The organism is Paraburkholderia sp. SIMBA_027 (genome assembly GCF_046535315.1).
GTDB classification, from domain to species: domain Bacteria; phylum Pseudomonadota; class Gammaproteobacteria; order Burkholderiales; family Burkholderiaceae; genus Paraburkholderia; species Paraburkholderia tropica.
In genome coordinates, this window is the sequence record NZ_JAWRWY010000022.1 from 26,596 (window position 1) to 47,021 (window position 20,426).

Here is a 20,426-nt window from a genome sequence, read left to right on the forward strand (position 1 = left end):
TGCCGGGCTCTCGTTGTGATGTGATTAGCGCTTGCCCTTGAGCGCCGGATGCGCGAGCAATTCGAGCGCGGCCGGGCCGGAGGAGGCCGGATTCTGGCCGGTGATCAGCACGCCGTCGGTCACGACATACACCGCCCAGTCGCCGAGCTTCGAATAGATGCCGCCCTTCGCCTTCAATTCGTCTTCGACGAGGAACGGCACCACCTGGGTCAGGCCTACGGCTTCTTCTTCGGTATTCGTGAAGCCCGTCACCTTGCGGCCTTCCACGAGCGGACGGCCGTCCGGCGCCTTCGCGTGACGCAGCACGCCCGGCGCGTGGCACACCAGCGCAGTCGGCTTGCCGGCGGCGAAGAACGACTGGATCAGCGCGATCGAAACCGGATCTTCGGCCAGATCCCAAAGCGGGCCGTGGCCGCCCGGATAGAAGACCGCGTCGAAGTCCTCGTGCGAGACGCTGTCGAGACGCACGGTCGCCGCAAGCTGCGCCTTCGCCACGGCGTCGGCCTGGAAGCGATGCGTCAGTTCGGTCTGGAACGCCGGCTCGTCGCTCTTGGGATCGAGCGGCGGCTGTCCGCCTTGCGGCGAGGCGAGCACGATCTGCGCGCCCGCGTCCTGGAACGCGTAATACGGCGCGGCCAGTTCTTCGAGCCAGAAGCCCGTCTTGCGTCCGGTGTTGCCCAGTTGATCGTGCGAGGTCAGAACCATCAGGACTTTCATGTTGCTTCTCCGTCGAGCGAGGCAATGCGCCCCATATAGTAGACCGGTCGTCTAGTAACCGGGCCTAAAAAAGGCACTTCGGAGGAAGTGCCTGAAAAACCGTTGTTGCGCCGATCAGACCGGCAGATGCAGCGTGCGTCGCGTGGTTTCGAGCGCGACTTCGAAAGGCTGCAGGTTGCGCACGATCTTGACCATCACGCTGGCGCCGAGCCAAAGCTGATACAGACTTTGCGCGACGACGCGCGGTTCGGCGTCCACCGTGAGCGAGCCTTCCGCGACGCCTGCCTCGATCGCCCGCGCCAACCGCGCGACGACCCCGGCCGTGCCGCGATTGAGCGCCGCCCGCATGGGCTCGGACATATCGGCCACTTCCGCGCCCAGCTTGACCGCGAGGCATTTGCCCTGGCAGTCGAAAAACGACTGCGTTTCGCGCCAGATCTGCCAGTACTGCATGAGCCGCGCAGCCATGGTCATGCCGGGCAGGCTCAGCGTCTTGTCGAGTTCGGCCAGGTAGTCCTCGAAATAATTTTCGAGCAGCGCCACGCCGAACGCGTCCTTCGACGCAAAGTAATAGTAGAACGACCCTTTCGGCACGCCCGCCGCGGCGAGAATCTCGCTCAGGCCCACCGCTGCGAAACCTTTCGCGCCGATGATGCTCTGCCCGATCGCGATGATCTTTTCGCGAACGTCAGCGGTTTCGGGGGTGTTGATCGTTTCCATGGGTCGCACTATGACACGTAGTCGACCGGTCGTCTAGTAGTTTTTTTGGGGGATTGTCAGGACCGGTTGAGTCCCGATCCGTCACGTCCGCCTGTTCGTTGCCTACTCGTCGCCGTATTCGGTGTGCAACCCGGACGTATCGAAGCTCTGATGCGCCGGCACCGAAACGCCCACCACGCGCACATCCTTGGGCGGAATGTGCTGATTGGTTTCGGACGACCAGATCCGCGTGGTGTTGGCGGCCTGCGGCATCGCCGGTTCCATCGACTGTTTGTAGGGCTCGTCGTTGATTCTCGCGGGCGCGTTCTCGCCGCCGCTTTCCGCGCGCCAGTAGGTCGAGCCGGGATCGCCATCGAAGCGGCCGAGGAACGCCTCACGCTTCACGCGCGCTTCGAGTTGCACGCCGACCCGACGGTTGTTCGCGGGCTCGTTCGAATACTTGAGCGCGATGTTCGGATCGTGTGCGTACTTCAGCTTGCCGATCGAATCCGAACTGGGCATGGGTTCATAGGACGCCGCGCCGAGCCGTCCGCCGCCATGGCTCGGGTCGAGACCGTTCGCCTTGATGCCGGCGAGGTTCGAGGCCGGCGTGCCATGCGTGACGTACACATACTTGTCGTCGTAATTCTTGAGCTCGTTGACGAGCGGGAAAAACTGCGTGTCGTTCGTGTCGTTGTGTATCAGATTCGGGTTGCGGCCAGCGGACGCGTTCTGCGCTCCCTGGCTGCCCTGACTCGCGCGAAAACGCGACGGCCCCGCCTCGTTGCCGGACGCATTGCTGTCAACGGAACCCGAACGACTGCGCGACGACAGCGCCGACAACTGCGAGGGCATCTGCGACGTCGATGCGCTGGTGTGATCGGGGCGCGGCGTGTGGGTGTCGTTGCCGGTTTGCTGGATGCCGGACTGCGAAGCGTGGGAAAGTTTGTCGACGTTCATGAACCAATCTCGGGATGCACTGTGCCGACCTTAGCGGCACACGCACCACTCGTCGCGACGACAGGCGAAGTGAGGCGGCGGCATGCGAAGTGTTCATCGGCTTCGCCCTGCGCTGCACACTTCGTTTGGAATAGCTTCTGCTTCTGTGGGCCCGGCGCGGCCATCCCACGTCAGACCGCAGACGCACCACGCGGCAGCGCCCGTGATCGGCGACGAACGGCGAACGCTGATACGCCGATTTCGTCGAGCAATCGAAGGCGTGTAGCGGAACACCGTTTTTTAAGGCTTCACCGAAAACGCGGCACACCACCTGCTTCCCGAAGCATGCGTTCCCAACTCTTCAGGAGAATCAGGATGAATGCCATCCAACGCACAGCCGTTGTCGCCGCACTCTTCGCCACGCCGATCGTCGCGCTCGCGCAAACCGCGCCGTCGTCTGATTCGCTCACGCGCGCGCAGGTGCAGCAGGATCAATTGCAGATGCGTCAGGCCGGCTACGACCAGTCGGTCGGCGACCAGGCGTCGTATCCGCGTCAGGTGCAGGCGGCCGAAGCGCGTATCGGCGCGCAGCAGGTCAGCGCCGCCTCGACGGGCGGCTACGGCGGCGTCGCGGCCGGCTCGTCGGCCTGGGGTCCCAACCGCTTGCCGGAGCAGTCGTCCGGCGCGACCGTCCAGCCGGCGCACACCGGCACGACCGGCCTCAAGCCGGTTTACTTCGGCCAGTAAGTCCAGGCGGTCTTGCTCGCATAACGGCGGTCGCGGCACGCTTTCTGCTGTTCGGTGCCAGACACACGACACGCGCGGCGTCGGGCATAGAGTCCGGCGCCGCGCTCCAACCGGACAGCGGAGGCATCATGGACGAGACACGCCGACTGGATGCGCGAGAAGACGCACAATACGCCGCGGAGCGCGCCCTGCAAGCACCCTATGAACGCAACGGCAGATCACGCTCCGCCGTCTCATGGTCCGCTGTGATCGCGGGCGCCGTCGCGATGGCCGCGTTCGCGCTCATCCTGCTCACGCTCGGAACCGGGCTTGGGCTGTCGTCGCTTTCGCCGTGGCCGGGCAGCGGCGCGCATGCGAAAGCGTTTGGCTTTGCCGCCATCGTCTGGATCTGCGTGACGCAAATCATGTCGGCGGGTCTGGGCGGCTATCTCGCGGGTCGCCTGCGGCGCCACTGGCCGGGCATCGGCACCGACGAGACGCACTTCCGCGACACCGCACACGGTTTTCTGGCGTGGGCGCTCGCCACTTTGCTGACCGCCTTCGTGCTCACCTCCGCGCTCTCGGGCATCGCTCGCGAAGGCGCGAGCGCGCTGGCCGCGCATGAAAGCGCGTCGGGCAGCGCGCCGCTCGCGAGCGGTTTGTCCACGCTCGATCGCGGCAATGCGCTCGCCGCGTATCGAAGCTGGCCGATGGGTTATCTGATCGACGGCATGCTGCGCCCCGTCGCGGATGCGCCGGCACCCGCCGCGCAAAATGCGGACACGGCCCTCACGACCGTCGAACAAAAGCAGGAAATCGCGCGCATCTTCCTCAACAGCTTGCCCGCGAACGGCGCGCTCTCCGCCGAGGACAGCGACTACGTCACGCGCATCGTCGCGCAACGCACCGGCCTCTCGCCCGCCGATGCCCGCGCTCGCGTCACGACGACCTGGACGCGCTTGCAGGACAAGACGAACCAGATCGACAACGCCGCGCGCGCAGCCGCCGACACGGCGCGCAAGGCCACCATCCACGTCACGTTGTGGCTGTTCGTTTCGCTGCTGCTGGGCGCGTTCGTTGCCAGTCTGATGGCGACGGTGGGCGCACGCATGCGCGAATGGTGATGCGTGCTTGACGCCTGTTTGAAGGCATCGCAACGATCTTTTCTCTTCCAAACGCCAGGAGACTGACATGCGCTCGATTCTTCTTTATCTGCTCGGTGTGCCGATTCCCATCATCATTCTGATCGCGCTGTTCTGGCATTGAATGCGCAAGCACGGGCTACTGGCTGCAGCGCTCCGCATGCGCGGGTTCCGTCAAATTTTGCGGGTGCCGCGCTGGAAAGCCCGTGCTTTTCGCGAGCCACACCGTCACGAACGTCACGCCGAGCAAGCCCAGCAGCACCGGAAAAAATGCGGCGATACTGAAGCGGTCGAGCAACACGCCGCCAATCATGCCGCCACCCGCGATCGCCGCGTTCCAGACCGTGACGAGCACGGCTTGCGCGGCGTCGGTGGCCTCGCCCGCTGCATGGGCGAGCGCCGTTTGAAACAGCGTCGCCGCGCCGCCGAATGCGAGCCCCCACGCGGCCACGCTCGCATAAACGAGGGTTTGCGCGTGGCCCGCGCGCGCGAGCATCAGCGTAGCGACGGCGAACAGCAGCGTGCTCGCGAGCGTCAGCGTGCGTAAATGACGATCGATCCCTACGCCGACGATCAGGATGCCGAACAACGAAGCGATACCGAACGTCAGCAATACACGATCGATTGAATCGCTCATATCCGCCGTTGCAAGAAATGACGCGATATACGTGTAAAGCAGATTGTGCGCGAGCACGAAGGTCAACACGACCAGCAACACGGCACGCACGCCCGGCAGGCTGAGCGCACTGCGCGATGCGGGACGCCGGGTTTGCGTTTTTTCCTGCATTTTCCCCCGCGTTTTCTCCTGCGTTCGCCCCGCAAAATCCGGCACGATCGCCCGCACCCACACGAGCAGCGCGACGGCGAGCACGCTCATCACACAAAAGGCCGCGCGCCAGCCGGTCCACGTGCCGAGCAACGTCCCCGCGGGCACGCCCAGCGAAAGCGCGAGTGGCGTCCCCGCCATCGCCACGGCAATCGCCGCGCCCTTGCGATGCTCGGGCACCATGCGTGCGGCGTAGCCCGCCAGCAGCGCCCAGATCAACCCGGCAGAAACACCGGCGATAAAACGCGCGACCAGCGTCAGCGCGTAACTGTGCGAAAGCGCCGTCAACGCATTCGTGACGACGAAGCCCGCAATCGCCGTCAGCAGCAGCGGACGGCGTCGCAAACGCTGCGTCAAGGCGACGAGCGGAATCGCCGCCAGCAGCGATCCCGCCGCATACGCCGTCACGGTCTGCCCGACCGCGGACTGCGAGACGCCCAGCCCCTTCGCCATCTGCGCGAGCAAACCGGCAGGCAGCGCTTCGGTCAGGATCGTGACGAAGGCCGCGAGCGAAAGCGGCAACAACTTCGCGAGCGGCAGGCGCGCGTCGATGGCGGGCGTCATCGCGCTACCTCCCCGACGCCGTAGACGGCGTCGCGCAATTCGGTCACGAAGCGGCCCGACATGCCCTCGTAAAGCGTATTCGTGAGCGCGACGACGCTCAGTTGACGCGCCGGATCCACGAACCACGAATGGCCGTACGCGCCGCCCCAGCGCCAGGTGCCGTTCGATTCGGGCGACGCGGCACGCACGCGGTCGCGCAGCACGGAGAAGCCGAGGCCGAAGCCGTAGCCCGGCGCGTCCGGCGGTTCGCGGCCGCCGGTCTGGTCGCGGCCCATCTGCGCCACCGATTCGGCGGGCAGCAGCGCGCCGCCGCCTTCGCGCAAGGTTTCGAGCAGACGCAGCACATCTTCCGCATTGCCCGCCATGCCCGCGCCGCCCGAGGGGAACGCCGCGCGATCGAACACGCGCGCCGGACTGAAGCGGATGCCGACCGTGCCTTCGAACGGCGCGACGAGATCGCCTTCGCGCAGCAATCGCGGACCGGCATCGTCGCCGGCCATGTTCGCGTCGTTTGCGTCGTTTGCGTCGTGTGTATAGGGCGTCGCGAGTCGCGCGGCGTCGTGCACATGGAAGCCCGTTTCCGTCATGCCAAGCGGACCGGTCACGAGATCGCGCACCGCCACGGCGAGCGGCGCGTCCTGCACGCGCTCGATCAGCGCGCCCAGCACGTCGATCGCGAGCGAGTAAGCCCACGCCGTCCCCGGCTCGTAGAGCAAGGGCACGCTCGCGATACGCCGCAGGTTTTCCGCTAGATCGATGCCGGAATCGTCCATGCCGTCCGACACGCCCGCGCGTGCATACGGGCCGTCGTCATCGGCTTCGAGAAAACGGTAGCCGAGCCCCGCCGTATGACTGAGCAGTTGCCGCGCCGTGATGCGCGCCGCGCGCCCATCGGCCAGACGCGGACGGAAAGCCGGCAGCCAGCGTTCGATGCCCGCGTCGAGGTCGAGCCGCACTTGCACGGCCAGCACCATCGCCGCCGTCGACACGATCGGCTTGCTGACCGACGCCAGCCGGAACAGCGTATCCACGCGCATCGGCCGCGCGCTTTCGCGATCGGCCAGCCCGGCGGCCTCGCGGTGAATCAGTTCGCCGCCCTGCGCGACAAGCACGACCGCGCCCACCAGCCGCCGCTCGTCCAGCGCGCGCCGGACTACCTCGTGAACACGCGCGGACAGCGACGCGAAAGCGTCATCCAGGCGCGGAGCAAAAGCGGAAATCGTCATCGGTTCGACCTCGTCGAAAGAACATACCTTCACGATAGTGATCCGACGATTGAAGAAAAAGTGGGGTAGAGTTCCGCGTTATGCGGACGCCGATGTCCGTAATGGAGAGATCGAGTGGAAAGCCTCAACGGCTTCATGGTGTTCGTGCAGGTCGCCGAAACCCGCAGTTTCGTGGCGGCCGGACGCGTGCTGGGCGTCTCGGCGTCGGCGGTCGGCAAGAGCATCGCGCGGCTCGAAGACAAGCTCGGCGCGCGGCTCTTTCATCGCAGCACGCGCAGCATCACGCTGACATCGGAAGGCGCGCGTTTTCTCGAACGCAGCCGCCGCATTCTGGCCGAAATCGAAGCGGCGCAGCTGGAGATTTCGCAGGCGAGCGCCGCGCCGCGCGGCCGCTTGCGCGTGAGCCTGCCGCTCGTCAGCGCGCTGATGCTGCCGGTGCTCAGCGACTTCATGCAGGCGTATCCGCAGATCGAACTCGACCTCGATTTCACCGACCGCGTCGTCGATGTGATCGACGAAGGTTTCGACGCCGTGGTGCGGATCGGCGAGCCCGGCGATTCGCGGCTCGTCGCCCGCAAGCTCGGCACGTTCCGCTGGCGCGTGGTGGGTTCGCCCGCGTATTTCGAACGGCGCGGCACGCCGAAAACACCCGCCGATCTGCTCGATCACACCTGCCTGCACTACCGCTATCCGAGCACGGGACGGCTCGAAACCTGGGCGCTGCGTCGCGCCAAAGGCGAGCCGGAACTCGCGCTGCCGGTTTCGATGATCTGCAATAACATCGAAACGCGCGTGTGCTTCGCGCTCGAAGGACGCGGCATTGCCTACCTGCCCGACTTCTCGATCAGGGAACCGCTCGCGGACGGGCGCCTGCGCGCGGTGCTCTCGTCGCATCTGGAACGACCTGGCGTCGTGCATGTGCTGTGGCCCGCCAGCAAACATCCATCACCGAAGGTGCGCGCGCTGGTGGATTTCCTGAGCGCACATGTGTTTCCGTCGACCCGCAAAACCGCGTCTCGCTGACGCTGCGCCGCCCTCGTCCCTGCATGTCCGCTCACGCATCGAACAACGCGTGGCGTCGATACAACTGCGCTTAAGCGCACGCGTTTTTTCTCTGTGCAATCCTGTGTCGCGCGCCTGAAACGCTCGAAACGCTCAAGGCGATCGAGCCTGGCAGCGCATCAGCAACGGCTCGTGCGCACACCGCTCGCGATCCACACCGACCAGGGACCTCCATGAACGTGACGCCCGCCGGCGCCACACCCACGCGCCTGCGCGACCGCCTGCGCGACGAATGGCCCGCCTATTGGCAGGACGACGCGCCGCGCCTGCTGCACATCGCCAAGGTGGGCGTCGCGGTCGTGATCGCGATGGGGCTGTGCATGCGCCTCGAACTGCGCTCGCCCGCCACGGCCATGCTGTCCTGCGTGATCGTGATGATGCATCAGCAAAGCGGCATCGTGATCGCGCGCGGCTTTTATCGCGGACTCGGCATGGTGGCCGGCAGTCTCGCGGGCCTCGTGCTGATCGCGTTGTTCGCACAGCAGCCGCTGCCGTTCTTTATCGCGCTCGCCGCGTGGATCGGGCTGTGCGCGTTCGGCTCGGCGTACTTCCGCAACTTCCAGTCGTACGGGCTCGTGCTCGCCGGTTTCGCCACCGCGATCACCGCGATGCCGGCGCTTTCGAATCCGTATGGCGTGTTCGACAACGTGATCTATACGATCAGCGAAGTCGTGATCGGCGTGCTGAGCGCGAGCGTGGTGAGCACGGTCGTGCTGCCGCGCAAGGTCGCGCCCGCGCTCTACGCGGCGGGCCGCGCGAGCTTCACGCATCTGCTGGGCACGCTGCGCGCGACGCTCGCGCGCGAGGCCGCGCCGACGCAAGCCCGTGCACAAACCGGCGCTCAAACCGACACGCAAACCAGCACACTTCTGGGCCTGATCGGCGAGCGGGCCAACGTGGAATTGCTGCGCACCGGCGCGCTATTCGAAGATCCGTCGATGCGGCTGCTGCATTCCGTTTTTCTCGATCTCGACCGCAGCTTTCTCGACACCGTCATGTGGCTCCACGCGTTGCAGCGCGTGAAGGCGCACGCGGCCGCCGATGCGCATCCGCGCGCCCAGGCCGCCATCGCCACCCTGACCGACGCCGCGCTCGCGCTGTTGCCCGACACGACCACGCCGCCCGGCATCGCCGACGACGCCGCTGCCGCGCTGCTGCCGCAACTCGACGCCTTCGAAGCGGCGCTGCCCGCGCGCATCGCCGCGCAGCTTCACGCGCTCGACGACCTGCCGCTCGCGCAACGCCGGATCGTCGAGAGCACCGGAGCGGCGCTGCTGTTCATGAGCGCCGATCTGCGTCTGCTGTGCCGCAGTTATCTCGATGCGCGCCTGGCCGACCGCCAGCCCTGGACCGTGTCCGTATTGCAGGCGATCACCCGCATCGCGCGTCAACGCGCGGTCGGCAACCGCACGGCGGCGCTGGTCGCCGGTGCGCGCGCGGTGGTCGCGGTGCTGCTGGTCGGCGCCGTGTGGATCGCCTCGGGCTGGACCGGCGGATCGACGGCGATCGTCGCGGTGGCGATCACGAGCACGCTGTTCGCGCTCGTGCCGGACCCGCCCACGGCCGCGTGGCAGATCTTCACGGGCTGCCTTGCGGGCTGGCTCGCGGGCTTCGCATTCAGCTTCTTCGTGCTGCCGTCGCTCGGCACGTTCGCGCTGCTCGCGGCGGTCGTCGCGATCCTCGTGATGATCGGCGGCTACGTGAACACGTTTCCGAAAACGGCCGTGCTCGGGCTCGGCTTCAACATCTACTTCTGCTTTATCGTCGGCATTGCCAATCCGGCGGTCTATAACCCGAGCGCCTACCTCGACACCGGTTTCGCGCTGCTCTGCGGCATCGCCGCGGCCGCCGTCGCCTTCTCCGTGCTCGCGCCGCGCGCGGGCGAATGGATCGCGCGCCGCTATCTCGCGGAAGTGTGCGCGCTGGTCGCGAGCGACGCGCGCGACGGCGAGCTCGACGACGACCTGCTCTACGCCTTCGAGCGCAAGCTGCGCGACTGCATCCTGCAGATCGCGGGCGCGCCCGCCGATCCGTGCGTCGATCGCGAGCACATGATTGCGTGGGCGTTCGCGGTGCTCGAAGCGGGCCGCGCGATGATCCTGATGCGGCTCGACACGCAGCAGATCGCGCCCACGCTGCCGCCTGCGTGGCCCGATCATCAAACGGCGTGGCTCACCGCGCTCGCCGATCTGTTCGATACGCCCACACCCGAACGCGCCGACCGCGCGCTGGCCGCCACGCGCGCCGCGCTCGACGCGCTGCCGCCTGGCATCGAGCCCGCCACCGACGCACCCGCCGGTCCCGACTCCCTCGTTCGCTGCCGCATGCACGCCCTGCTCCAGTTCACCGAACTCGCCCTGCGCGACGACCCGCTCGCGATCCGCACGGAGCGTGCAGCATGAGCGCGCACGTTCTTCGTCGACCGCAGCGAGCGCAGTGGGTTCGCATGTTGCCCGTGGTGGCCGCCATCGCAACCGCCTGCCTGCTGAGCGGCTGCATCGACAGCGGCGGCATCCACCGGCAAGCGTCGATGCTCGACGCCGCGTCGCTCGATCCGGGCGCGGCCTTGCGCGCGACGCAAGCCGACGCGCAATGGCCGCGCGGCGACTGGTGGCGACAATGGCACGACGCGCAGCTCGACCGCGTGGTCGCCGACGCCACGGCGGGCAATCCCGACCTCCAGGCCTTCGCGGCGCGCGTGGACGCCGCGCGCTTCCAGACCGAAATAGCGGGCGCGAGCGCGTTGCCGCAAGCGAGCGTCGACGGCGAATTCGAGCGCCGCCGCTACGCGCGCTACACCACGCCCGCGCCGCCCGGCGGCACGACGGTCTGGAGCAACAGCGTCGGCGCGACGCTCACTTACGACCTCGATCTGTGGGGCAAGCAGCGCGCGATCCGCACGGGCGCACTCGACAGCCTGCATGCGAGCGCCGCCGACGCGCGTTTCGCCGAAGTCGAATTGCAGACCGGCGTGGTGCGCGCCTACGTGCAGCTCTCGCTCGATTACGCGCTCGCCGACGCCTACGCCGCGATCCAGCAGCAGCAGCGGCGCACCTTCGACATCGCCACGCAGCGCTGGCACGCGGGCATCGGCAGCCGTCTCGAAGCCGCTCAGGCGCAGACGCAGCTCTCGACCAGCGCGACGCGACTGCAACGCGCCCAGCAGCAGATCGCGCTCGATCGACTCGCGATTGCCGCGCTCGCGGGCCAGGGCCCCGGTTACGGCGACGCGCTCGCGCGACCGACGCTCGCGCTGAGCGTGCCGCTCGCGCTGCCGCTCGCCTTGCCCGCGGAACTCGTCGGCCATCGCGCTGACGTGGTGGCGGCGCGCTGGCGCGTGCTCGCGGCGGAGCAAGGCATCGACGCCGCGCACGCCGACTTTTATCCCGACATCGACCTGCTCGCGACCGCCTCGCTCGGCTCGGCGGCGACCGTCGGCGGCTTCTTCAACTTCATCAACAGCGACGGCGTCGGGCATGGCGTGGGCGCGGCGATCTCGCTGCCGATCTTCGACGGTGGACGCCGACGCGGCCAGTACGGCGTGGCGGTGTCCTCGCGCGACGCCGCCGTGGACGCCTATAACCGCACGGTCGTCGACGCGATGCGCGACGTCGCCGTGCAGGCCGTTTCGCTGCGCGCGCTCGAGGCCCAGCAGGCCAGCACCGAAGCAACGCTCGACGCCGCGCGCACCGCCTGGCGGCTCGCCGACGAAGGCTATCGCGGCGGCATCAGCGAATTCCTCAACGTGCTGGCCGCGCAGAACGCGCAGTTGCTGCAGGAGCAGAACCTCGCGCAAGTGCAGGCGCAGCGGCTCGACGCCTGGGCGCAACTGATGCGCGCGCTCGGCGGCGGCTACGGCGCCGAATCGCCGGTCGCCGATGCGACATCCACGACATCCGCGAAACAGGGAGCGCCCGATGCCGCGCGAAATTGAATGGTTTTCGCTGCTCGTGCCGGGTCTGCTGCCGATCCTCGCGGGCTGCGTGCTGCTGTTCGTGATCGTCGATCTCGCGTGCGCGCGTATCGGCGTCTATCGCCATGTCTGGCATCCGGGGCTCTTTCGCGTCGCGCTGTTCGCCGCGCTGTTCAGCGGCGTCGCGCTCCTGTTGCGGCAATGACCGCACGCACGAAAACGCCCCACATCACCCCCATCCCATGACGACTTCCCGATGACAACGCGAACCCTCCTGCGCGCCGCCACCACCCTCGTGCTGCTGGCCGTGTCCATCGCGCTCGTGCGTGCGCTCTGGCTCGACTACATGGACTCGCCCTGGACGCGCGACGGCCGCGTGCGCGCCCAGGTCGTGCGCATCTCGACCGACGTGTCGGGCCTCGTCAGCGACGTGCGCGTGCGCGACAACCAGTACGTGCACAAGGGCGACGTGCTGTACGTGCTCGATCCGGCGCGCTTCCAGTACGCGATCGCGCAGGCCGACGCGGACCTCCTGCGCGCCCAAGCGCAACTCGCCGAAACGAAAGCGCGCATGACGGCGGCGCAAACCGAACTCGCGATGAAGCGCGCCCAGGCCGCGCGCCGCGCGCGTCTCGCGGGCGACGCGATCTCCGAGGAAAGCCGCACCGACGCCGACTCGCTCGCGCGTCAATCCGAAGCGACGTACGCAGGCGCGGTCGCGGCGTTCGCCTCGGCGCAGGCGCAGGTGAAAGCGGCGGAAGTCGCGCAGCGCACCGCCACGCTCAATCTCGCGCGCAGCGAAGCGCACGCACCCGCCGACGGCTACATCACCAATCTCGATCTCTATCCGGGCGACTTCGCGAGCGCGGGCGTCGCGCGCATGGCGCTCGTCGACGCGCATTCGTTCTGGGTCTACGGCTACTTCGAAGAGACGAAGCTGCCCGCCGTGCGCGTGGGCGATCGCGCGCGCGTGCGGCTGCTCTCGGGCGGCGAGCCGATCGAAGGTCACGTGGAGAGCCTCGCCAGCGGTATCGCCGATCGCGACAATCCGACCAGCAGCGGCGACCTGCTCGCCGACGTCAATCCGATCTTCACGTGGGTGCGGCTCGCGCAACGCGTGCCGGTGCGCATACACCTCGACCGCGTGCCCGCCGGCATCAAGCTCGCGATGGGCATGACCTGCACGGTGAGCCTCACGCCTTCCGCGCGCCCGTGATGGCGCGATGCGGCGCGCGCGCCGGCGCTTAAGCGCATCGCGCGCAAAACCGCTTTATCCTTTCATCGTCCATTCAATTCGCCGACGCGCACCGGTACGCGCGGCGGCCCCGCAAGGAAACCCGATGATCGTGATTTCGCTTCCCTCCCGCGCCCGCGCGCCGTTCGTCGAGGCCGCGCGCGCATGAGCAACGTCGAGCTTTTTCATTACCTGCTGCTGTTGATCTGCGGCGCGGGCGCGCTCACCTGGCTCGCCGAACGCCTGACGATACCGCCCGCCGTCGTGCTGCTGTTCGGCGGCTGCGTGGTCGCGGTGGCAGGCAAGCGCGTGCCGGACATGGACCCCGACCTGCTGCTCGCGGCCGTGCTGCCGCCGCTGCTGATGTCGAGTTCGTTCTACACGGCGTGGAAGGAGTTTCGCGGCGAGCTGGGCACGATCGTCTCGCTCGTGCTCGGCGCGGTGACGTTCACGACCGTCGCGGTCGCCTTCGCCGTGCATGCGTTCAATCCCGCCTTGCCGTGGGCCGCGTGCTTCACGCTCGGCGCGATCGTCTCGCCGCCCGACGCGGTTGCCGCGAAAGCGATCCTGCAACGCAATCCGCTGCCCGCGCGCCTCGTCGCCGTGCTCGAAGGCGAGAGCCTCGTCAACGACGCCTCGGGCCTGCTGATCTACCAGATCGCGGTGTCGGCGGCGCTGGCCGCGACCACGATCACCGTCGCGCAGGGCGCGGGCCTGTTCTTCACGCTGATCCTGCTCGGCATCGCGGTCGGTCTCGTCTGCGGCCAGGCGATGTGCTGGGTGCTCGCGCGCCTCGTCGATCCGATGCTCGGCATCGTGCTGAGCTTCGCGATGGCGTGGGCGAGCTATGGCGTCGCCGAAGCCGTCGGCGGCTCGGGCGTGCTTTCGGTCGTCACCTGCGGACTCGTGCTCGGCATCCGCCAGCATCGCGTGTTCAGCGCCGACATGCGCATCAAGGCCAAGGCGACGTGGGAAGCGATCGTGTTCATGCTCGACGCGCTCGTGTTCGTGCTGATCGGCCTCGCGCTGCACGGCATTCTCGCGCGCGTGAATCACGAAAGCGCGGTCGTGATCGAAGGCCTGCGCGTGGCGCTGCCCGCAACCGCCGCCGCTATCGTCGCGCGGCTCGTGTGGGTGTTCGTTGCGATCTGGCTGCCGGGACGCTTGCGCGCATCCGGTGCAAACCACGCGCAAAACGCGAACGGCGCGGGCAACGTCAACCGCCGCGCCTGGTCCTTCGCCGAAGCCGCCGTGATGGGCTGGGCGGGCATGCGCGGCGTGGTCAGCCTCGCCGCGGCGCTGGCCTTGCCCGGCAATTTCCCGGGGCGCGACGTGATCGTGTTCAGCACCTTCCTGCTGATCATCGCCACGCTGGTCGTGCAAGGCGGCAGTCTCGCGCTGCTGATCCGTCTGCTGAAGCTGCGTCCGCCCGCGCGCCACACGATGTCCGAGCACGAAACGCGCGCGCGCACGTTCGGCGCGTCGCTCAAGGCGCTCGACGCAATCGGCCAGCGCGCCGACGCCATCGAGCCCGCGATGCTCGAACGCCTGCAGGCGGAGTACCGCGTGCGCGTCAGCGCGAACGAGAACGCGCACACCGCGGGCGAGGAGCGCATCGCGCATCGCGAGCGCTTCCTGCGCGTCGAACTCGAACTCGTGGGCGTGTCGCGCCAGACGCTGCTGGGCCTGCATCGCGCGGGCAAGGTCGACGACGCCGTGCTCCATCGCATCGAATCCGAACTCGATCTCGAAGAGTTGCGCCTGTTGCGCCTGCTGGAGCCGTGACGGATCGCACGACGATCCACGCCCGGCGCGCCGTACGTTGCGTGACACGCAACGCCACGTTCCGCTTTGTGCCGATTCTCCGCGCGGCGCGCGCCGCGTAAAGTCTCGTCAACGGTTTCGCGAGGGCGCGGAGCCGGGCACACCACTCACGCAAAGGGATCGTCATGTCCAGCCAGCTGTTCTCCCCCGTCGATATCGGCCCGGTTCGCCTGCGCAACCGCATCGCCATCGCGCCGATGTGCCAGTACAGCGCCGCGCACGGCCAGGCGAACAACTGGCACCTCATGAACCTCATGCAGTTCGGCATCTCCGACGCCGGCCTCGTCATGCTCGAAGCCACCGCCATCGAACCGCGCGCACGCATCACGCACGGCTGCCTCGGTCTCTACGACGACGACACCGAAGCCGCGCTGCGCCGTGTGATCGACGCGGCGCGCGCGGTCGCGCCGCAAGGCACGCGCTGGGGCATTCAACTCGGTCACGCCGGACGCAAGGCGTCGGCGCAGCGTCCGTGGGAAGGCCGCGGCGCGCTCGGCGCAAACGAAAATCCCTGGGATACCGAAGCACCGTCGGCGATTCCTTTCGCCGATGGCTGGCACACGCCGCGCGCCATGCAGGCCGACGATCTCGCCCGCGTGCGCGATCGCTTCGTCGAAGCGGCGCAGCGCGCCGTGCGTCTCGGTTTCGATGTCGTCGAAATTCACGCGGCGCATGGTTATCTGCTGCATCAGTTTCTTTCGCCGCTCGCGAACCGGCGCGACGACGAGTATGGCGGCAGCCTGGAAAATCGCATGCGCTTCCCGCTGGAGATCGCGCAAGCCGTCAAGGCGGCCCTGCCCGCGCACGTCGCGCTCGGCTTTCGCATCACCGGCACGGACTGGCTGCCCGGCGGCATCACGGTCGAGGAAGCGGCGGCGTTCGCCACCGAATTGAAGGCGCGCGACGTGAACTACGTGTGCGTGACCACGGGCGGCGTGGCGCATGCGTCGATCAAGGCCGTGCCCGGTTATCAGGTCGCGCTCGCGGAGCACGTGAAGAAAGCCAGCGGTATCGTCACGCGCGCGGTCGGCATGATCGTCGAACCCGAGCACGCGGAAGCCATCATTGCGGACGGCCAGGCCGATCTCGTCGCGATCGGACGCGCGTTTCTCGACGACCCGCGCTGGGCCTGGCACGCGGCCGAGCGCCTCGGCGCGGTCGACGCGATTCAGTATCCGCCGCAGTACGAACGCGCGGGCGCGCCGCACTGGCGCGGCGCGGCGTTGCTGCGCCCGCATGAAGCGGCGGCCGTGGCTTGACGCGACGGCCATCGCACGCCGCTCATTTCAGCGGCCCCGTCGACTCGCGCCTGAGCAGTTGAATCGGCAGCACGTCGCGCGTGGGCGCGCCCATGCCGCCCGCGCGAATGCGCTCGACGATGCGCCGCGCCGCCGTGCGCGCCATCGCTTCGACCGGCTGCCGGATCGACGTCAGGCCGACGAGCGGCGAACCCGCCATCGGCATATCGTCGAAACCGATGATCGACAGTTGCTCCGGCACCGCGATGCCGCTGCGGCTTGCCGCTTCGAGCACGCCCAGCGCGATCGTGTCGTTGCCCGCGACGATCGCCGTCACCGGCTCGGCCTCGCCCAGCAGCGCCATCGTGCTCGAATAGCCCGCCTCGGTCGTGTAGTCGCCCCACACGATCGACAGCGCGTCCGCCTCCACGCCCGCGCCCTTGAGCCACTCGAGCGCGCCGCGCGCGCGGTCGCGGCTCGTGGACGTGTTCTTCGGCCCCATCACCAGACCGATGCGCCGATGCCCGAGCTGATACAGATGCTCGGCCGCGACCGCGCCCGCATGCACGTTGTCGATCTCGACCGTATCGACCGCCACGTCGTCCACCGAACGCACCACCAGCACGAGCGGAATGCCGCGCCGCTGCATTTCGGCGACGACGGGCGAATCGAGCGTTGCCGTCGCGAACACGAGGCCGTCGAGATATCCGTCGATCAACGGGCGGAACGCGAGCAGGTTTCCGGCGTCGTTCATCGGGTCGATCATCAGCGTGATCTGGTAGCCGAACTCCTGCAACGCGTCGTGCAGATGCGTGAGCAGCACGGTCATGAAGCGGTTGTGCAGCGCGCCGACCACCACGCCGATCAGCCGCGTCTCCGACTTGCGCGCGCGCCGCCCCTGCGTGGGAATGCGATAGCCGAGTTCGGCGGCGACGGCCTGCACGGCCTCGCGCGTCTGCGTGCTGATGGCGGGATGACCGGCGAGCGAGCGCGACACCGTCGACACCGACACGCCGAGCCGCGCGGCCACGTCGTCGAGCTTGACCTTCGCGGTTTTCGGCCTGCCGCTTTTGTTTGCATTTTTTTGCATGAGTTCGTCCCGAATCTTGCGGTCATGACAGCCCTGCATAAGGCTATCGCAGCGGACATCCCAGGGTAAGTCGGGACTATTTGCACTGCATTTGCATAAAAGCTTGCGCTAAATTTGCGTCCAATCGTAACGCAAAGCCGACGCAAAGAGCAGTGCAACGGCGGCGCGAACGGGTCCTCGCTCTCTCAGGAACAACCATGGCAATCCACTACTTGAAGCACGGCCGCACCGCCGAAGAATCGTCGCAAGACGCCGCCAAGGTCCGCGACACGGTCACGGGCATCCTCGCCGACGTCACCGCGCGCGGCGACGAAGCCGTGCGCGAGCTGTCCGCGAAATTCGACAACTGGTCGCCCGAGCGCTTCCGCCTGTCCGACGACGAGATCGCCGCCGCCGTGCGTTCGCTCTCGCAAGGCCAGCTCGACGACATCAAGTTCGCTCAGGCGCAGGTGCGCAACTTCGCGCAGGCGCAGCGCGAATCGATCCGCGATATCGAAGTCGAAACGCTGCCGGGCGTGGTGCTCGGCCACAAGAACATGCCGGTCGACAGCGTCGCGTGCTACGTGCCGGGCGGCAAGTTTCCGCTCGTCGCGTCGGCGCATATGGGCGTGGTGACGGCCAAGGTCGCGGGCGTGCCGCGCATCATCACGGCATCGCCGCCCGTGCAGGGCCGCCCGAATCCGGCCGTGGTCGCGGCCATGCATCTCGGCGGCGCGGACGAGATCTACACCTTCGGCGGCGTGCAGGCGATCGCCGCGATGGCGCTCGGCACGCAGAGCATCGATCCGGTCTCGATGGTCGTCGGCCCGGGCAATGCGTTCGTCGCCGAAGCGAAGCGCCAGTTGTTCGGCCGCATCGGCATCGACCTGATCGCCGGGCCGTCCGAAACCCTCGTGATCGCCGACGACAGCGTGGACGCCGAACTCTGCGCGACCGACCTGCTCGGCCAGGCCGAACACGGTTTCAACACGCCCGCGATCCTGCTGACGAACTCGATGCAGCTCGCGCAGGACACCATCGCCGAAGTCGAACGCATTCTCAAGATTCTGCCGACGGCCAACACGGCGGGCGTGTCGTGGCGCGATTACGGCGCGGTGATCGTCGCGGACAGCTACGAGGAAATGGTGCAGGAAGCCGACCGCATCGCCTCGGAACACGTGCAGGTGATGACGCGCGATCCGGACTACTTCCTCAACAACATGAAGAACTACGGCGCGCTGTTCCTCGGCGCGCGCACCAACGTCGCGTTCGGCGACAAGGTGATCGGCACGAATCACACGCTGCCGACGGGCAAGGCCGCGCGTTACACGGGCGGGCTGTGGGTCGGCAAGTTCATCAAGACCTGCACGTATCAGAAGGTGCTCACCGACGAGGCCAGCGCGCTGATCGGCTCGTACTGCTCGCGTCTGTGCGCGATCGAAGGGATGATCGCGCACGGCGAACAGGCGAACATTCGCGTGCGCCGTTACGGCCAGCAGGATGTGCCTTACGGCTCGGCTGTGCCGGCATAACACCGCGACGCATCGAAGCGTCGCAGCATCGCAGCGTTCGGCGGCGGGGCTTGCGCCTCGCCTTCAGGAGACCGCCGGTTTCATCGGCGCGGCCGCTGCGCCGCGCCCGTGAACACGCACACCACGAAGGTCGAAACGGAAACGGGATCGCGCGATCCCGCGTTCCCGTGTTTCGGGGCGCGCGTCGATTTACACGCCGGCCACGCCACTCGACCGGCACGACAACAACAAGGAAATTCGATGAGCGTCATCATTGCGCTGGCCGCATTGTGCTTTCTCATGCTGGCAGCGTATCGCGGCTACAGCGTGATTCTGTTTGCCCCCGTCGCCGCGCTCGGCGCGGTGCTGCTGACCGATCCCGCCATGGTCGCGCCCGTGTTTACCGGCCTCTTCATGGACAAGATGGTCGGCTTCATCAAGCTCTACTTCCCCGTGTTTCTGCTCGGCGCGATCTTCGGCAAGCTGGTCGAACTGTCGGGCGCGTCGCGCTCGATCGTCGCCGCCGTGATCGGCCTGCTCGGACGCGACCGCGCGATTCCGGTCATCGTGATCGTCTGCGCGCTGCTCACGTATGGCGGCGTCTCGCTGTTCGTCGTGGTGTTCGCCGTCTATCCGTTCGCCGCCGAAATGTTCCGCCAGAGCGGCATTCCCAAGCGGCTGATGCCCGCGACCATCGCGCTCGGCGCCTTCACGTTCACGATGGACGCGATGCCCGGCACGCCGCAAATCCAGAACATCATTCCGACGACGTTCTTCAAGACCACCTCGTGGGCCGCGCCGTGGCTCGGCCTGATCGGCTCGGCGTTCATCTTCGTTGCGGGCGTGGTCTATCTCGAAGTGCAGAGCCGCCGCGCGCAACGCAAGGGCGAAGGCTACGGCACGAATCTGCGTAACGAGCCCGTCACCGCCGACGACGTGAAGCTGCCGCATCCGCTCGTCGCCATCCTGCCGCTCGTGATCGTCGGCGTGGTGAATCTGGTGCTGACGCGCCTGATTCCGCAGTGGTATCCGGCCACCTACACGTTCAGCCTGCCGGGCATGAACGCGCCGATCAGCATCGAGATCGCCAAGATCAACGCGATCTGGGCCGTGCTCGGCGCGCTGTGCAGCGGCATTTTCGTGGTGTTGCTGTCCGGCTTCGCGTCGATTCGCGGCACCTTCGCGGACGGCTCGAAAGCCGCCGTCGGCGGCGCGATGCTCGCGACCATGAACACCGCATCGGAATATGGTTTCGGCGCCGTGATCGCCGCGCTGCCGGGCTTTCTGGTGGTCGCGCACGCATTGCAGTCGATTTCGAATCCGCTCATCAACGAAGCGGTGACGATTAATCTGCTCTCCGGCATCACGGGATCGTCGTCGGGCGGTATGAGCATTGCGCTCGCCGCGATGGCGGATCGCTTCATCGCCTCCGCGCATGCTTCGGGCATTCCGCTGGAAGTGCTGCATCGCGTGGCGTCGATGGCGGCGGGCGGCATGGACACGCTGCCGCATAACGGCGCGGTCATCACGCTGCTCGCCGTCACGGGACTTACGCACCGCGAAGCCTATCGCAACATTTTCTTCATGACGGGCATTAAGGTCGCGGCGTCGTTTCTCGTGATCGCCGTGTTTCTTACCACCGGACTAGTTTAATACGCTGAATACGACGTCGATTCGCAAAGCCATAGCACAACGCCAGCGCATTTCGCGCTGGCGTTGTGCATTGCGGATGTCGA

At 67.3% G+C, this 20,426-nt stretch carries 17 protein-coding genes; 11 read left to right on the top strand and 6 right to left on the bottom strand.

The genetic code is table 11. The annotated features are described in order from the left end of the window. Positions 1-24 precede the first annotated feature (24 nt). From SB764_RS32540 to SB764_RS32550, 3 genes are all read right to left on the bottom strand, one after another. Entirely contained in the window at positions 25-717 is a 693-nt protein-coding gene (locus SB764_RS32540; RefSeq protein ID WP_065060742.1) for a type 1 glutamine amidotransferase domain-containing protein, read from the bottom strand. Positions 718-831: 114 nt separating this feature from the next. Then, positions 832-1,428, bottom strand: a complete 597-nt coding sequence (locus SB764_RS32545; RefSeq protein ID WP_373681605.1) for a TetR/AcrR family transcriptional regulator — start codon at positions 1,426-1,428, stop codon at positions 832-834. Between the two features lie 111 nt (positions 1,429-1,539). Continuing rightward, complete coding sequence (locus SB764_RS32550; protein WP_183714925.1) at positions 1,540-2,376, bottom strand: hypothetical protein; 837 nt, start codon at positions 2,374-2,376, stop codon at positions 1,540-1,542. 354 nt (positions 2,377-2,730) lie between these two features. Here SB764_RS32550 and SB764_RS32555 point away from each other — a divergent pair, with 354 nt between their 5' ends. Continuing rightward, entirely contained in the window at positions 2,731-3,102 is a 372-nt protein-coding gene (locus SB764_RS32555; RefSeq protein WP_176081305.1) for a DUF4148 domain-containing protein, read from the top strand. 266 nt (positions 3,103-3,368) lie between these two features. Further along, positions 3,369-4,205 carry a hypothetical protein gene (locus SB764_RS32560; protein WP_143064409.1) on the top strand — a complete coding sequence of 279 codons (837 nt, stop codon included), beginning with the start codon at positions 3,369-3,371 and terminating at the stop codon, positions 4,203-4,205. Positions 4,206-4,362: 157 nt separating this feature from the next. Here the strand turns inward: SB764_RS32560 and SB764_RS32565 are convergent, their stop codons facing one another. Beyond that, positions 4,363-5,613: an MFS transporter gene (locus SB764_RS32565; RefSeq protein ID WP_183714923.1), complete on the bottom strand. Its 1,251-nt coding sequence runs from the start codon at positions 5,611-5,613 to the stop codon at positions 4,363-4,365. Then, positions 5,610-6,839: a serine hydrolase domain-containing protein gene (locus SB764_RS32570; RefSeq protein WP_410865949.1), complete on the bottom strand. Its 1,230-nt coding sequence runs from the start codon at positions 6,837-6,839 to the stop codon at positions 5,610-5,612. Before SB764_RS32570 ends, SB764_RS32565 begins: the two co-directional genes overlap by 4 nt. A gap of 114 nt (positions 6,840-6,953) precedes the next feature. Here SB764_RS32570 and SB764_RS32575 point away from each other — a divergent pair, with 114 nt between their 5' ends. The 7 genes from SB764_RS32575 (at position 6,954) to SB764_RS32605 (ending at position 16,131) form a co-directional block, all read left to right on the top strand. Continuing rightward, positions 6,954-7,862: a LysR family transcriptional regulator gene (locus SB764_RS32575; protein ID WP_065060748.1), complete on the top strand. Its 909-nt coding sequence runs from the start codon at positions 6,954-6,956 to the stop codon at positions 7,860-7,862. A gap of 212 nt (positions 7,863-8,074) precedes the next feature. After that, a complete protein-coding gene (locus SB764_RS32580; RefSeq protein ID WP_410865950.1) occupies positions 8,075-10,303 on the top strand; it encodes an FUSC family protein in 2,229 nt (742 codons plus the stop codon). Next, entirely contained in the window at positions 10,300-11,835 is a 1,536-nt protein-coding gene (locus SB764_RS32585) for an efflux transporter outer membrane subunit (RefSeq protein WP_410865951.1), read from the top strand. Before SB764_RS32580 ends, SB764_RS32585 begins: the two co-directional genes overlap by 4 nt. Beyond that, positions 11,819-12,019: a DUF1656 domain-containing protein gene (locus SB764_RS32590; RefSeq protein ID WP_065060751.1), complete on the top strand. Its 201-nt coding sequence runs from the start codon at positions 11,819-11,821 to the stop codon at positions 12,017-12,019. Before SB764_RS32585 ends, SB764_RS32590 begins: the two co-directional genes overlap by 17 nt. 51 nt (positions 12,020-12,070) lie before the next feature. Continuing rightward, on the top strand, positions 12,071-13,030 hold the full coding sequence (locus SB764_RS32595; protein ID WP_065060752.1) for an HlyD family secretion protein: 960 nt from the start codon (positions 12,071-12,073) through the stop codon (positions 13,028-13,030). A 183-nt stretch (positions 13,031-13,213) separates the two neighbouring features. Next, complete coding sequence (locus tag SB764_RS32600; protein ID WP_074982120.1) at positions 13,214-14,833, top strand: cation:proton antiporter; 1,620 nt, start codon at positions 13,214-13,216, stop codon at positions 14,831-14,833. A gap of 164 nt (positions 14,834-14,997) precedes the next feature. Further along, positions 14,998-16,131 (top strand): NADH:flavin oxidoreductase/NADH oxidase, encoded by a 1,134-nt coding sequence (locus tag SB764_RS32605; protein ID WP_410865952.1) that lies wholly within the window; start codon positions 14,998-15,000, stop codon positions 16,129-16,131. A 22-nt stretch (positions 16,132-16,153) separates the two neighbouring features. Here the strand turns inward: SB764_RS32605 and SB764_RS32610 are convergent, their stop codons facing one another. After that, complete coding sequence (locus SB764_RS32610) at positions 16,154-17,200, bottom strand: LacI family DNA-binding transcriptional regulator (protein WP_183714915.1); 1,047 nt, start codon at positions 17,198-17,200, stop codon at positions 16,154-16,156. 197 nt (positions 17,201-17,397) lie between these two features. Here SB764_RS32610 and hisD point away from each other — a divergent pair, with 197 nt between their 5' ends. Both hisD and SB764_RS32620 read left to right on the top strand, forming a co-directional pair. Next, a complete protein-coding gene (gene hisD, locus SB764_RS32615; protein ID WP_065060756.1) occupies positions 17,398-18,711 on the top strand; it encodes a histidinol dehydrogenase in 1,314 nt (437 codons plus the stop codon). 240 nt (positions 18,712-18,951) lie between these two features. Continuing rightward, the gene (locus SB764_RS32620; protein ID WP_336751091.1) at positions 18,952-20,343 is read left to right on the top strand and encodes a GntP family permease; all 1,392 of its coding nucleotides are present in this window, start codon (positions 18,952-18,954) and stop codon (positions 20,341-20,343) included. Positions 20,344-20,426 lie beyond the last annotated feature (83 nt).